The organism is Amycolatopsis sp. NBC_00355 (genome assembly GCF_036104975.1).
Classification (GTDB): domain Bacteria; phylum Actinomycetota; class Actinomycetes; order Mycobacteriales; family Pseudonocardiaceae; genus Amycolatopsis.
Map to the genome: position 1 here is coordinate 1,392,288 of NZ_CP107982.1, position 15,744 is coordinate 1,408,031.

Consider the following 15,744-nt stretch of genomic DNA (forward strand, 5'->3'; position numbering starts at 1 on the left):
CTTCGCTGACGTCATGGGATGAGCACCTCGCCGGTTCCGGCGGGGTCGGGGCCGCCGACACCGGCGGCGACGAGCACCCGGTCGTCGGGCAACTCGGTGACGGCGTGGCCGGAGCGGCCGGTGAGCAGGCCCGAGACCGTCGTCCAGGTGTCCTGGTCCGGGTCGTAGAGCAGTGCCGAGCGGTAGCCCGCCGTCCGTTCCGGGGCGCCGGTGCCGCCGGTCACCAGGACGACCCCGGAGCTCAGCAGCAGGGCCCGGTGTCCGGTGCGCCCGCCACCCGGCATCGGGGCCGCCGCGCGCCACGTGCCGTCCTTCGGGTGGTACCGCTCGGCCGTGGCGAGGCCGTGCGGGTCGAACGTGCCGTCGGGCGCGACGACCGCGTCGCCGCCGGTGACCAGGACCGTGCCGTCCGGCAACAGCGTTGCCTGGTGCCCGGTGCGGGCCTGGGCGAGGCTGCCGGTGACGACCCAGTCCTGCTTCGCCCGGTCGAACACCTCGCAGTAGGCGAGCTGCCCGCGCCGGCCGGTCCCGCACGGGACCGCGCCGCCGACGACCAGGACGTCGCCGTTCTGCAGGAGGACGGCCCGGTGATCGGTGCGCGCGTCGGTCATCGGCGGCAGTGCCGCCCAGGAGCCGGTGTCGGGGTCGAACGCCTCGCAGGCGGTGAGGGCGCCGTCGTCCTGCCCGGCCCGCACACCGCTGCCGCCGGCGACCAGCACCCGGCCGCCGCTCAGCTTCGTCGCGGAATGGCCGTGCCGGGCGACACCCAGGTGCGCCGCCGGCTTCCACGCGCTCGCGGCGGGGTCGGCCACCTCGGCCGTCGCGAGCACGGCGTTCGGGCCGCGGCCGCCGGCCGTGAGCACCCGGCCGTCGTCGAGCCGGGTCGTGGTGTGCCCGCGGCGGGCGGTGCCCAGGGCCGGTCCGGAGGCCCACGAGTCGGCGGTCGGGTCGAACAGGGTCGTCGTGGCGACGGCGGCGCCGTCCGGACCGGTCCCGCCGGCGAGCAGCACGCGACCGGTGGCCAGCGGCACCGCGTCCACAGTGGACACCGGAGCCGGCAGGACACCCGCGGCGGACCAGGTGCCCGGGACGCCGGCGGTGCCCACCGCCTCGGCGGCGGGGATCACGTGCAGCAGGCCGTCCAGCCCGCGGTCCGCGGCCACGAAGTCCGCGAGCGCGTCCTCGGCGGTCGCCCGGCTGCGGAACGTCGTCACGGTGGTCCGGCCCGGCCGCGCGATCGAGCCGGGCGGGAACGCCTGCCGGTTGCTCTTGAGGTAGGCCACGACGAACCGCTGCTCGGTGACGCGGACGGTGTCCTGCGCCGCGAACGGCTGCTTCTGCGCGGCTTGCCGGGCCGACAGGGCGGCCCGGCTGGTGCTGCTGCCGCGGGTGAGTTCGTCGAAGACCGGTCCGCTGACGCTGTGGAACCGCTTCTGCGGCACGGCCAGGCTGGTGAGCCGCGGGGTCGCGGCGCTGTCGATCAGGTGCAGCTCGTAGCGGGCGCTGCGGCGGACGACGCGAGCCGTCGCGAGGGCGGCATCGGCGGTCAGCTCCAGCCCGGCGTCCTGCGTTTCGTAGGACGGCCGGGACAGCGCGGCGGCGTCGGACAGGGTCTGGAACTGCCCCATCGCGAACCGGTCGCCGGTGAACGACACCCGCTTGAGGCCGGTGTTGCCGACCGGGTTGACGGTGAACCGCTTGCCGTCCGAGGCTTTCTGCCCGCCGACGCGGTCCAGCCGGACGCCCAGGGGCAGCGCGCGCTGCCGGACGAACAGCGTGCCGAGCGGGTGCAGCACGATCTCCCCGGTCTCCGGCAGCTGCCGGAGGTTGACCAGCGTGCGGCTGTCCCCGGACGGCAACCGGGTGTCCCAGCCTTCGAGCTTGCCGATTTCGCCGGCCAGCAACGGGAGTACCGCGACGGGCGGCAGCGTCGTGTCGCGGTCTTCGCCCCACGTGATGTCGAAGTTCGCCGAGATCGAGAAGAACAGGAACCCGATCGAGCCCTTGCCGTGCGCCCGCCACGGCGCCGGGCCCTCGAGCTGGAAGTCGAGGTCGATCCCGAACGCGCCCACGCCGAACGCCTTCAGCGTCACGTGCGCGCCGATGTGGATGGCGAAGCGGAACGGGGACAGCTGGAACAGCGCGTCGAACCCGAGGTGTCCTTCGACGCGGAACGCGCTGAACCCCAGCCTCAGCTCGGCTTTCGCGCCGAACTGGACCGTGTTGCTGGTGACGGCGAAGTACCCGGAGACGCGGATCAGCTGGTTGGCGCGGTTGAGGATGTCGACCGACAGCCGGTCGGGGATCGGGAACGGCAGCGGCGGCGGCCGGTAAGCCGGGTGGAACCCACCGACGGTCAGCACCAGGTCGGGGTTGTCACCCCACGCGACCAGCACCCCCATCCCGCCGTCGATGGTCATCGTCAGGATGCGCGAGTCGAAGAGCTTCGCGAAGAACCACAGCCGGGACTTGTCCAGCTCCAGAGCCCCGACGAACTGCGCCTGGACCACGAGCAGGGGATCGTCCTCGGTGGGCAGCGCGGCCTTGAGGACGCCGAGCACGGCGATGTTGCCGGGAATCTCGATGATCACCCCCAGCGAGATGCTCACCAGCGTCGGTGTGCCCCAGCCGATCTTGGCCATCGGTCCGATGAGGAAGGTGCCCTGTTCGGGCGGGAAGAACCGGGCCAGGTCGGAGAGGATCCGCGGCGCGTTGGCGACGACATCCTTCGGGAACGCGACGGATTCGATCGCGCCGGTCCGGACGCCTTCGACCAGCGCGGCCAGGTTCATCCCGCGGTTGAGCCCGATGAGGCCGCCGACCGCCAGCAGCCGGAAGCCGTACCCCAGTTGGATGCCGCTGCCGAACTCGGCGGTGAGGACCATCAGCAGGGAGAAGCCCGGCGAGCCGTCCGGCTGGCGCGTGGTGATCAGCCCGATCGCCTTCAGCGCGAGGAAGTCCGCGAACTCGAGTTCCAGCGAACCGGAGTACTCGCCGCGGTCCGGGTCGAACGAAAGGGTGCCGCCGCCGGAGATCCCGCCCGCGTCGACCGACAGGCCGACGCCGGTGGGCGGTTTGAACCCGACGGTGAAGTCGGCGAGCCCCAGGCTGCCGCCGCTCGGGGGCTGCTCCAGGCGCAGCACGGCACCCGTCCGCGCGACGGCCGCGAAGACCGGGCCGAGCTGGGCGGTGATCGAGCCGGACGCCTCGAACGTGACGCCGCCGGCCCCCAGCAGCAGCGCCAGGTGCAGGCCGGTGAGGGTCACCGGCCCGGCGCTGAGGTCGATCGGCACGTCCACCTCGGCGCCGCCGGACCCCTTGAAGCGCAACCCGGTCGCGGACGACCACGTCAGCACGAAGTCGACGTCGAACTCGAGCTTTCCGGCGGGCAGGAGGGTGCTGATGAAGCCGTCCGCCTCCGCCAGGTCCAGCACGACCTTGCCGCCCTCGACGGCGGCTTCGAACACCAGCGCGCCGTCGGCCCGCCGCTCGGTGGGGTTCCACACGAGATCCGCGCCGACCGTCGCGCGCAGGCGCCGCGCCTCGATCCGCGAACCACCCGCCGTGCCCAGGACGACGATCGGCGGCGCCCCGTCGGCGTACGGCGCCTGCAGGCCCAGCCGCACCCCGCCGCGCACTTCGGCCGCCGGCGGGACGACCCGCAGCTGCGCCGGTGGCAGCAGTTCGACGGCGGCCTTCTCTTCCAGCGCCGCGTCGGACGTCACGACCAGCGCGACCGTGTCACCGATCGGGATGGTCAGGTCCAGGTGCTCGTCGGCGGCGAGGCGCAACTGGGCGTCGACACCGGGGACGGGATCATCCGTGACGCCGACGTCGACCCCGGCGATGCGCAGGAACGGCGGCGGGCCGGTCTGCACGAAGGCGAAGTCCGTGACCGCGCCGAGGAAGATCGAGAGCCGCCGCAGCAGCAGGTCCCAGTCGAACTCCGGGCTGCCCCAGGCGTAGAGGTCGGCGAGCACGCCGACCGGGTCGCGCAGCAGCGCGGTCACCCGGTCCACCCGCAGGACGCGGCGGACGTGCGCCGGCGTCGCGGGCGTCGCGGCCAGCGGCGTCGACTCGAGGATCCCGAGCAGGCCCAGCAGGTACCCGGCGACCGGCAGCCGGTCTTCGAGGTAGGTGATGAGCGCGAAGCCGAAGAGCCGTTGCGCGAGTTCGGCGGCGAACGCCTCGACCTCGGCCCGGCCCGGACCCGCCGTCCTCGCCGCCGCGGTGATCGCGGTCGACACCACGTCGACGGCCGTGGCGACCGACTCGACGATCGGCACCACGGCGGCCACCGCCGCGGTGATCTTGGCGGTGTCGCGGGCGTCGATCGCCGCGGCCAGGTCCGTCACCACGCGCGGCAGGGTGCTCAGCGCGGTCGCGGCGCCGCCGACGGCGTTCTGCACGGCCTGCGCGCCGAGCACGACGTCGGGCGCGGGCAGCCCGATCTCGGCGAACAGGAGCGGGATTTCGCCACCACGAAGGCGTTGTTCGAGCGGCGCGAACGCGCGTCCGATTTCGAGCATCAGGGTTTCGACGGTCAGTGCCATCCGGTGCCTCCGACGGGCTCGGTGCTGGAGTCGTTCATGTCATGCGCCCGTGACGACCAGGGCGTAACCCTGTGTGCCGAAGACGACGGTGCCGCTGACGGTGATGGTCCAAGGGCCGGTGAACGGCTTGTCGACGACGATCATCTGGACGTTGTTGAGCCGGTCCTGGGTGCCGGTCCCGCCTTCGCGGGACACACCGGCCACGGTGTCGAAGTCGTTTCCCAGGTAGCTGACGCCCAGCGCGTCCTGGGCCGTCAGCTTGAGGACGTTCCGCGAGGGCTGGGTCGAGGACTCGGCCGCGGGCGGATCCGTCCACACGAGCGTGATCTTGAGCTGTTCGTGGTCGTTGCCGACGAAGAAGCGTCGCGTGACCTTCGTCCCCAGCGACAGCCCGGCGGCGTGCCGCACGTCGTTCACCAGCAGCCGGCGAGCGCGGCCGTCCTTGAAGACGAGGGTGCGGTCGAGCTGGATCTGCCCCCAGCCCTCGACGTCGGACGGGTAGCCCGGGATGCCGGTCATGTTGGTGGTCGAGTTGAGCAGCACGGCCCTGATCAGGGCGCCGGTCGGGACCAGGTGGTGGTCACCCCGCTTCTCACCACCGGGGTACCACCCCTCGGTGAAGTACTGGCGCACGAGAGTGGCCGCGGCCGCCACGTTGGGGGTCGCCCAGCTCGTGGCCGCCAGCTCCGGGCTCTTGAAATAGGGGCCGGCGTCGCAGTACAGGGCGGTCGAGTTCTGCTTCAAGGACGCGGACTGGATGCCGTTGCCCACCGCCATGAGATCGGGTTTGCGGCGCCCGTCGGTGGTCGGCCCGGGTTTCCCGCTGCCGAAGCTCATCTGGTCGGGCGGGCCCTGGGAAGCGGCCACGCACAGCACGTTCTTCGCGATCCCGGGCGCGCCGTTGCCGGTGACGTGGTTGTTCGTGTTCGCCGCGGCGGCGATCACCACGTGGTCCTCGTTCTCGAAGCTGAACGTGTCCGCGTTGACGGCGTCGACGTTGTACGCCGGGATGCCGCCGGCCCAGCTGTTGGTGTGGATGAACGCACCCGCGTCCTTGAGCCTGCCGAGGATGACCAGGAACTTGACTGCCACCGCACCTAACATGTCGTTCAAGCTGTGGCAGGCGATCTTGGCCGCCCAGGCGCCACCTCGGTGCTCGTGGACGCCGCCCTTGCCGTTCTTGTCGAGGGAGTCGCCGGCCGCTATCCCGGCGACGAACATGAAGTGCGGCGAGGTCCCGACGTCGTTCTGGTCGAACATGGCGAGCACCTTGCGGTGGTCTTCGCCGGCCTTGGCTTCCTTGGCGTCGTTGAAGAAGCAGTGGTTCAGGTCGAGGTGCCCCTCGTCGATGAGCCCGAGGATCTGGCCCTCGCCGTGCAGGTCGTGATCCCAGATCGGGGTGGCGTTCAGGCCGGCGACGCCCGACTGGAAGACCTGGGCCGCGGGGAGGTCGGTGACCGCCCGCTCCGGCACCGGCTCGACCAGGACCACGTCGTCGATGGCGGCGACCAGCGGCAGCTTCGCCCGGTCGTCGAGGGTGAAGTCGGCGTACTGGCTGCCCCCGAAGGACCGGTTGTCGGTGAGCACGACGTCGCGTGCGCCGAGCGCGCCGAGCGCGGCCGTGACGGCGGCGGGGTCCGCGTCGTCGAACAGGGTCGCGATCAGGTCGAGCGGGGTGGTGCCGGAGGGGATCCAGGAGGCGAGCTTCAACGCCGGATCGAGCGGGATGCACGTGCGCACCAGGAAGTCGGCGCGCACCCTCGCGGCGGTCTCGTCGTCGAGCCGTTCGAGGAACGAGAAGTTCGGGACGAACCGGTCCAGGCGCACCCCGTACGCGGCCTTCACCCGGGCGACGTCGGGCTCGTTCAGGGACGCCCGGAACTGCACGATCATCGCCTTCTTGGCCGGTGCCAATGCTTCGGTGGCCGCCGGTACCTCGGCGGGATCGAACGGCTCCGGGCCGATCCACACGCGGAAGTCGGTCATGTCAGAGCTCCTGACACCACGAGTGCGTAGCCTTGGGTGCCGAAGACAGCGGAGCCGCGGACGCTGATCTTCCAACTGCCGACGGGTGGCTCGTCGACGATGACCATCTGGACGTTGTTGACCAGGTCCAGCGGACCGGCCCCGTTCGGCTTCGACAGGCCCGTCGGCACGTCGATGTCGTTGCCGAAGTACCTGGTTCCCTGGGAGTCCTCCACTTCCAGCCGGAGCACGTTCCACGACGGGTGCTGGTAGGACTGCTGTGCGGGCGGCCGGTCCGTCCACACCAGCGTGATCTTGAGTTGTTCGACGAAGCTGTTGACGAACACGTGCCGGGACTGCACCTGTGCGAGCGTCAGGCCGGCGATGTGCCGCATGTCATTCACGAACAACTTGCGAGGACTGCCGGGGAAGAAGAGGGTCCGATCGAGCCGGATGAGTCCCCAGCCCTCGGCGTTCGTCGGGTAGCCCTTGACACTGACGCTGGGGAGATCGGAGGCGGTCACGTCGACGGTCGAGTTGAGCAGCACGGCCCGGATCAGCGCACCGGTCGGGAAGAACGGCCGGTTGCCCAGCCTCTCACCGCGGGGGTAAAACCCCTCGGTGAAGTACTGGCGCACGAGCGCGGCCGCGGCCGCGACGTTCGGGGCCGCCCAGCTCGTGGCGGCCGCCTGGGTCACCTTCGGCGGACCGGTCTCGCAGTAGGGGCCCGGGGTCGGCGAGGAGTTCGGCAGCGCCGAGCTGATCCCGGCCCCCACGGCCATGATGTCGGGCTTGCGGCGCCGGTCGGGGGGTGTCGGTCCGGGAACCCCTTCGGTCAGGTGCCGCTCGAGGGGGAAGGCGTCGGTCGCCGCGACGCAGAGCACGTTCTTGGCGATGCCGGGCGGCGTGTTGTCATTCGCAGGGAAGTCGGCGCCGGCGCCGACGACCACGTGGTCTTCGTTGCGGAAGCTGAAGTCGTCCGCGTCCCGCGCGGTATCGTCGTAGAGTGGTTGGTTTTCGACTCCCCAGCTGGTGTTGTGAATCGTGGCTCCCGCTTTCATCCCGTCGTCGAGCATGTTCACGAGGAGGGTGTCCCGGGTGCGGAAGACGATCTTGGCCGCCCACGCCCCACCCCGGTGCGGGTGCGCTCCCTGATCGGTGAGTTTGTCGCCCGCCGCGATCCCCGCGACGAACATGCAGTGCTCGCTCACCTTGGTGCCGGCCTTCGAGGTGAGCTTGAGGACCTTCCGGTGGGCCGGGCCGGGGATGTTCACCGGGTCGTCGGCGAAGAAGCAGTGGCTCAGGTCGATCGTTCCGTCCTGCTCGATGATGTCGATGACCTGGCCCTCGCCGTGCAGGCCCCGGTCCCAGATCGTGCCGCCGTGCACGCCGACCCCGCCGGACTGAATCGTCTGCGCCGCTTCCACGTTGAAGTCCACAGTGGCCTGCTCCGGCGCCACCCAGACGACGTCGTCGAGCGCTGCGACCAGCGGCAGCGCCGCCCGGTCGTCGAGCGTGCACTGCGCGACGGGGTGAGCACCGATCTCGCGGTTGTCGAGGACCTGGACGTCCCGGGCGCCGGCCGCGGTCAACGACGTCCGGGCGGCGGCGAGGTCCGTGTCGTCGAACAGGGTCACGATCAGCTCGAGCGGCGTGCCGGTGGCGGGGATCCACGGGGCGAGCTTCAGCGCCGGGTCCAGCGCGGTGCAGGTCCGGACGAGGAAGTCGGCCCGCACCTTGGCGACGGTCGCGTCATCGAGGCGTTCGAGGTAGGCCAGGTTCGGGATGAGCCGGTCGAGGACCAGGCCGTACGCGCTCTTCAGGCGGGTCACGTCCGGCTCGGTCAGCGCGGCCGTGAACTGGACGATCGTCGCCTTCTTGCCCGGCGCGAGCGCGCCGGGGGCGACGTCGACGGGGTCGAACGGCTCCGGGCCGATCAGCAGGCGGAAATCCTGGTGCGGAGTCACGGTATGAGCACCTCACTGCGCTGGGCCGGCGTACCGGCTTCCGGGTTTTCGGCGGCCGCGCCCTTGATCGCGGTCCCACCGGCGACCAGGACCCGGTCGTCGGCCAGTTCCGCGACGGCGAAGCCGGACCGGCCGGTACCCAGGCCGTCCACTGTGGACCACGAGCCGTCGGCGGGGTCGTAGGCGAGGACGGATCGGTAGCCCGCCGTCGCTTCCGGCGCCCCGGTCCCGCCGAGCACGAGGACGAGTTCCGAGCGCAGGAGCAGGCTCCGGTGGCGGGTACGGCCGCCACCGGGCAGGTCCGCCGCGGCGGACCACTTCTGCATGGCGGGGTCGAACAGTTCGGCGGTGGCCAGGCTGTGCGGGTCGACGGTGCCGTCGGCGGCGACGACCGGGTCGCCGCCGGTGACGAGCACCCACCCGGTGGGCAGCACCGTTGCCTGATGGCCTTTTCGCGCCTGAGCAAGGGTTCCGGTGGCGGTCCACTCGTTCTTGTCCGGGTTGTACAGCTCGCAGTAGGCCAGTGCTTCCTCCCGGCCGTTCCCGGTGGGGGTGGCCCCGCCGATGACGAGGACCCGGCCGTCGTCGAGGACTACCGCCTGGTGCCCGCTGCGCGCGTCGCCCATCGGGGTGGCCGCGGTCCAGGTCCCGGTGGCCGGGTGGAACAGCTCGGCCGACGCGAGCGCGCCGTCCTCCTGCCCGGGCCGGACCCCGCTGCCCCCGGTGACGAGGAGCCGCCCGTCGGGCAGCGCGGTCGCCGTGTGGCCGTGGCGGGCCGTGCTCATCGCGGAGGTGAGGGTCCAAACGCCCGCGGCGGGGTCGAAGACCTCGGCCGAGGCGAGCGCGCCGCCGCCGGCCACGAGCACCCGGCCGTCGGCGAGCCGGGTCGTGGTGTGCAGCCGGCGTCCGGTCGTCAGCGGCGGTCCGGCCGACCACGCGTCGGCGGTCGGGTCGAACAACGCGGTGCCGGCGACCGGCGCCCCGTCCGGGCGGGTGCCGCCGGCGAGCAGCACGCGGCCGTCGGCGAGCCGGACCGCGTCGGACTCGGCCGCGGGCACCGGCAGCGGCCCGGCGTCGGACCACGTGCCGGGCACGCCCGGTGCCACCGCCGCTTCCGCCACCGGGATCACGTGCAGCAGGCCGTCCAGCCCCCGGTCCGCGGCCACGAAGTCGGCGAGCGCGTCCTCCGCCGTGGTCCGGCTGCGGAAGGTCGCCGCCGCGGCGCGGGACGCCCGGCCCGGCCCGGCGGGCGGGAACGCCTGCCGGTTGCTCTTGAGATAGGCGACGACGAACCGCTGCTCCGTGACACGGACAGTGTCCTGCGCCGCGAACGGCTGCTTCTGCGCGGCTTGGCGGGCCGACAGCGCCGCGCGACTGGTGCTGCTGCCGCGGGTGAGTTCGTCGAAGACCGGTCCGCTGACGCTGTGGAACCGCTTCTGCGGCACGGCCACGGCGGTCGCGCGAGCTGTCGTCCGGGTCGCTGTGCTGTCGATGACGTGCAGTTCGTAGCGGGCGCTGCGGCGGACGACGCGGGCCGTGGCCAAGGTGGCCGCGCCCGTCAGTTCGAGCCCGGCGTCCTGGGTCTCGTAGGACGGCCGGGACAGGGCGGCGGCGTCGGAGAGGGTCTGGAACTGCCCCATGGCGAAGCGGTCACCGGTGTCCGAAACCCGGGTGAAGCCGCTGTCGCCGACCGGGTTGACGGTGAACCGCTTGCCGTCCGAGGCTTTCTGCCCGCCGACGCGGTCGAGCCGCACGTTCAGGGGCAGGGCGCGCTGCCGGACGAACAGGGTGCCGAGGGGGTGCAGGACGAGTTCGCCGGTGTCGGGCAGCTCCCGGAGGTTGACCAGGGCCCGGTTCCCGCCGGAGGGCAGCCGGGTCTCCCAGCCTTCGGTCTTGCCGATTTCGTTGGCCAGCAACGGAAGCACGGCGACGGGCGGCAAGGTCGTGTCGCGGTCTTCGCCCCACGTGATGTCGAAGTTCGCCGAGATCGAGAAGAACAGGAACCCGATCGAGCCCTTGCCATGGGCTCGCCACGGCGCCGGGCCTTCGAGCTGGAAGTCGAGGTCGATGCCGAACGCGCCGACACCGAAGGCCTTGAGGGTTACGTGGGCGTCGATGTGGATGGCGAACCGGAACGGCGAAAGCTGGAACAGGGCGTCGAACCCGAGGTGTCCTTCCACGCGGAACGCGCTGAAGCCGAGGCGCAGCTCGGCTTTCGCGCCGAACTGGACGGTGTTGCTGGTGACGGCGAAGTATCCGGCGACGCGGATGAGCTGGTTGTTGCGGTTGAGGATGTCGACCGTGAGCCGGTCGGGGATCGGGAAGGGGAGTGGCGGTGGCCGGTAGGCGGGGTGGAAGCCGCCGACGGTGAGGACGAGGTCGGGGTTGTCACCCCACGCCACGAGCACGCCCATGCCGCCGTCGATGGTCATGGTCAGGATGCGGGAGTCGAAGAGTTTCGCGAAGAACCACAGCCGGGACTTGTCGAGTTCGAGGGCGCCGACGAACTGGGCCTGCACGACCAGCAGCGGCTTGTCGGCGGTGGGCAGCGCCGCCTTCACGACGCCGAGGACCGCGATGTTGCCCGGGATTTCGATGATCACGCCGAGCGAGACGGTCACCAGGGTGGGCGTGCCCCAGCCGATCTTGGCCATCGGCCCGATGAGGAAGGTGCCTTGTTCGGGCGGGAAGTACCGGGCGAGGTCGGAGAGGATCCGGGGCGCGTTGGCGACGACGTCCTTGGGGAACGCGACGGATTCGATCGCGCCGGTGCGGACGCCTTCGACCAGCGCGGCGAGGTTCATCCCGCGGTTGAGGCCGACGAGACCGCCGACGGCCAGCAGCGTGAAGCCCGCCCCCAGCTGCAGTCCGGTGCCGAACTCGGCGGTCAGCACGATCAGCAGGGAGAACCCCGGGGATCCGTCGGGCCGGCGGGTGCTGATCACGCCGATCGCCTTGACGGCCACGAAGTCCGCCAGTTCCAGGTCGAGCGAGCCGGAGTACTCCCCGCGTTCCGGGTGGAACGAGAGGGTGCCGCCACCGGAGATCACACCGGCGTCCACCGCCAGCCCGGCCCCGGTCGGCGGTGTGACGCGCAGCCCGACGTCGAACGGGCCGGCGTTGCCCTCGGTGAAGGCGACCGGAAGCTCGACACCGAAGCCGTCGACGACGTAGGAGAACGGGCCGAAGGTGCCGGAGAACGACGCTTGGGCCCGGACCGCCAGCGAGGTGGCCGTCCCGTCGCCCACGTCGGCTTTCACGGCCAGGGTGACGCGGTCGACGTGCGTGAACCCGAGGTCCAGGTCCGGGTCGACGGTCACTTCGAGCCCGGCCTGGGTGCTGAACCGCAGCCCCGAACGGCTCGACCAGGCGAGTTCGGCGGGGATCGCCACCCGCAGCTCGGTGTCGCCCAGCAGGGTGGCGAGGAATCCGTCCGCCCCGGCGGCGCTGAGCACGAGCGCCAGCCCGTCGACGGCGGCGCGGAACCCGATCTCCGGTTCGCCGCCACGCACGTCGACGGCCGCGTCGAGCGTCGCCCCGGTCAGTTCCAGGCGGGTCTGGCCGGGCTGGCCGAACAACCGGACGGCGGTGTCCGGGGCGAACACGAGCGACACCCCGAACCCGGCACCCGGCAGCGGCCGGCCGGGTGCGCCCGGGTAGCGCACGCCGACGTCCCCGGGCCGTGCGAACACGGCGAGCTGCCGGCCCAGATCCGTGCCGGCGCGCACGACGAGCGTCCAGTCGCCGCCGAGCGGGACGGCCGCGTCGACGCCGTCCGGCACCTGCGGCAGCAGAATCATGCCGGGCAACGCGGCACCGTCGGCGGGCAGCCCGGTGAGCTGGAGCCCGAGTGGCGCCACCACCCCGCCGGGCAGGGCGATCTCGCCGAGCATCAGGGTCAGGCCCTGGCCGGCGGTTTCGTCCGGTGGCTGGGTCGCACCGGCGTGCAGGGGCGCGATTTCGTCGTCCGACAGGCGGTCGAGCGTCACCGGCAGACCAAGGCCCGAGACGAGCCCGGCGAGCAGTTCGGCGAGCTTGCCGAAGGCCAGGTCCGGCGTGCCCCAGCCGTAGACCGCGGCCGGCACCCGCGACGGATCGGACAGGAGCGCGGGGATCAGGTCCCAGTCGAAGCGGACCCGCGTGTGGTCGGCGCGGCCGGCGGTGGCCGGCTGAAACTCGTGCGCGATGATCCCGAGTGCCTCGAGCGCGGCGTACCAGTCGGGCGCTTCGGCCAGGAGCTGCCGGCCCAGCAGGTACTCGAAGAGCCGGCGGGCCAGCTCGGGGAGGAACACCGCGGGGTCGATCCCGGCGGGCGCCTGGGTCAGCGCCGAGATCGCCCGGTAGACGTCCCCGGCTTTGCCGATGACGGCGAAGATCTCGTCGGCGGTGGCGCCGTCGGCGAGCAGTTCGAGCGCGTTGACGGCCTGGGTGACCGCCGCCGCGACGGCGGGGTAGGACGGCGGCAGGCCGGGCACCTGCCAGCCGAGCTGACGCATCAGCGTCGTGAAAGCGGCCGCGTCCGAGAACGCGTCCTCGAGGGGCCGGACGGCCTCGACGAGGTGGTGGGCGATCAGGCCCAGGGTGCCGCGATCGCCGGTGGGGTCGGTCATCTCGCTCCTCGGATCCCGTACCGCTCGCGGAAGTCCGCCTCCACCGCGTGGTGCAGGGTCGGATCGGCGCTGTCGACGAAGGCGTAGCGGCAGATGATGCAGAAGTCGGCCAGCTTCACGGTCTTCGTCTTCGGGTCCTCGAAGAACTGGCGGTTCATCACGCAGGTGCCGGTCGGGCGGTAGATCCCGCAGTTGTGTTCGCTGCCGTTCTCGTAGAGCCCGATCGTCCAGTACGAGAAGTCGGGTTTCCTCGGCGCCGCGCGGTGGGGGAAGTTGGTCGCGAAGGTCGGCACCGGCAGGCGGACGTTGCCACAGGGCCGGCCTTCGACGTCGTTCGGTGGATCGGCTTCGCCGGCCCTCGGCTGCGCGTTCAGCGGGTTCTGCGTCTCGGCGATCCGCTGGAGCACGACCGGGTCCGCCAGGGTCAGGACACCGCCGAACTTGTCGTGCGCGAAGTCGGGGTCGGGCTTGCGGACGTAGGCCAGCAGGATGCTCCCGGCCGGGAACGCCGTTGGGACGACGGTGCCGCCCAGCAGCGGCGCGACGAACACCCGGTTGGCGGGCACGTCGACCCCGACGATCTTGCAGATGTCCGACGGCTTGCCGGCCGTGGCCAGCGGGCGGCGGCGGAACATGACGATGTCGTCGGTCTGCAGCCCGCTCGCCTTGGCGTCGACGAGGTCGACGGTGAACCGGCCGCCGACCGGGTCCGTCAGCCCGTTCTTCAGCACCCCGGCCCGGTCGATCCGCGGCCAGTCCGACCACTTGATCTTCCCGGCGTCGATCAGGCCCTCCGGGGTCCCGTCCACGGTGAGCGAACCGCGGTCCTGGACGTTGGGGTTGCTCCGCACCTGGCGGATCTTGAGCGGCGTCGGCGCGTCGGTCCGCCTGCCGTACTCGTCGCCGAGGCCGAAGGAGTGCCCGAGTTCGTGGGCGACGGTCAGCCACACCGAGTAGAAGACGTCGGTGGGGATGTCGTCCGGCTTCAGGTCGAAGCCGTCACCACGGGAGTTCGGCCGCACCTGGTGGAACGGGCGGGCGGCCGAGCTCACCCCGATGGTGATCCCGTTCGAGGTCTCGCTCACCTTGCGCCGGCTCGCGAGACCGCCGTCCTTGGAGGACCGGCAGAGCATGACGACCCGGTTCCGGTCCTTGCCGGTCGACCAGAGCCCGGCCGGGAGGATGTCGTCGTTCGGACCCCGGAGCGCGTCCAGGAATTTGGTGAGGTCGTTGTCCGAGATCCGCCGGGGATTCGGCGAGATGTAGTGCCCGAGCAGGATCGCGTCGGCCGACGGCCGCTCGCTGAACGCCATGTGGAACGCGGTGTCGCGCTCGTTGAGCAGCAGCCGGTCGTTGAGGCCGACCCATTGGTCGAACCGCGGCCGGAGCAGGTCCGCGGTGATGGAGTTGCCGTAGACGGTCTGCAGGAAGCCGATCTTGGTCTCCACAGTGGTGCCGGTGGGGTAGTCGGCCGCGTTCGGCAGGCCGATGGCGTTGACGACGTCGGCGAGCGACCAGCCGGCGGCCGGGCGGGCCGTGCTCGGCAGGGGCAGGGGCACCGCCTTCGTCGGCAGTTCTCCCGGAGCCGGGCTCGGATCGAGTTCGTCGAGCACCGTGACCCCCGCGTCGGGCGAGGGCACCCAGCCCCGCCAGTAGTTGACGCGGCCGGTGAGGGCGGCGAACGGCCGGGTCTCGGTCCGGCTCTCCAGCCGGTCCTTGACGATGCCGACGAGCCGGTTGTACAGCGCCTGGTCGGCGGCGGTGTCCTGGAAACCGTCGGGCAGGAAGAGGATGTTCGGCACGGTGCCGGCCTGCTGCACGCCGGGGCCGCCGAGGTGCGCCAGCCGCACGTGGGTGGACCAGGACGGGGCGCAGACGGCGGTGCCGTCGGCGTGCTGCCCGGCGGTCGTGGCCGTCACCTTGGTGTCCGGGCCCGCTTCGACCGGTGCGGTGAGGACGCCGGTCCGGGCGTCGACGGTGATCGGACCGCCGGTCGCCGACCAGGTGAGCGCGGGGGTGGTCGTGTGCGGGAGGTGGACGTAGGTGAGTTCGTTCGCGCCCGGCGGCCGGAACGGCGACCAGTTGGTGATGTCGCCGATGACCCCGTCTTCGAGGACCACGGTCCCGTCGATGACCTGGTCGAACAGGCCGAGCACCGAGAACCGCGCCTGGTCGGCGCCCTGGCGCACGGTCAGGCGCGACGGGGTGAGCCAGAGCGAGGAGAGCTTCTCGTGCACGTGGACCCGGATCCGGTTGGTGATCGCCGGGTCCTGGTCCAGCGCGACGTTGAGGAGGAACGAGTGCCCGCGCAGGGCGAGTGTCTTCACCGTGACTTCGCCGGCGGCCGTCAGCTCGATACCGTGGTCGTCGGCGACCGTCAGCTGCGGGGTGAACGTCACCGTGTTCCCCGCCGGCAAGGGCAGGTCCGGCGTGAGCGTCTCCCCGGTCAGGTCGTCGACGCGCAGCAGCCGGACGAGCTCCGGCGACGAGACGCCGGGTATCAGGTGCAGGTCGGTGGCGGCGGTGTCGGCCCACTTCAGCCGGACGATGGTCATGCGGTCCCCCCGGGTTCGCTGGCCGGGCCGACTGTGGCAGCAGCCGTCGACAACTCGTCGACAACTGATCGACTTCGGCGGCGCGGACCCGGCT

At 71.8% G+C, this 15,744-nt stretch carries 5 protein-coding genes; all 5 read right to left on the minus strand.

Annotated elements, in window-relative coordinates; genetic code table 11:
- Positions 1 to 11 precede the first annotated feature (11 nt).
- The 5 genes from OHS18_RS05410 to OHS18_RS05430 are packed head-to-tail and all read right to left on the minus strand — an operon-like array spanning position 12 to position 15,650.
- Complete coding sequence (locus tag OHS18_RS05410; RefSeq protein WP_328616159.1) at positions 12 to 4,553, minus strand: DUF6603 domain-containing protein; 4,542 nt, start codon at positions 4,551 to 4,553, stop codon at positions 12 to 14.
- A gap of 39 nt (positions 4,554 to 4,592) precedes the next feature.
- Positions 4,593 to 6,539 carry a S8 family serine peptidase gene (locus tag OHS18_RS05415; protein WP_328616160.1) on the minus strand — a complete coding sequence of 649 codons (1,947 nt, stop codon included), beginning with the start codon at positions 6,537 to 6,539 and terminating at the stop codon, positions 4,593 to 4,595.
- Positions 6,536 to 8,485 (minus strand): S8 family serine peptidase, encoded by a 1,950-nt coding sequence (locus tag OHS18_RS05420; RefSeq protein ID WP_328616161.1) that lies wholly within the window; start codon positions 8,483 to 8,485, stop codon positions 6,536 to 6,538. The genes OHS18_RS05415 and OHS18_RS05420 overlap by 4 nt, the downstream gene beginning before the upstream one ends.
- Entirely contained in the window at positions 8,482 to 13,095 is a 4,614-nt protein-coding gene (locus OHS18_RS05425; RefSeq protein ID WP_328616162.1) for a DUF6603 domain-containing protein, read from the minus strand. Before OHS18_RS05425 ends, OHS18_RS05420 begins: the two co-directional genes overlap by 4 nt.
- Positions 13,092 to 15,650, minus strand: coding sequence for a hypothetical protein (locus OHS18_RS05430; RefSeq protein WP_328616163.1), 2,559 nt, complete (start codon positions 15,648 to 15,650; stop codon positions 13,092 to 13,094). The genes OHS18_RS05425 and OHS18_RS05430 overlap by 4 nt, the downstream gene beginning before the upstream one ends.
- Positions 15,651 to 15,744: the final 94 nt, after the last annotated feature.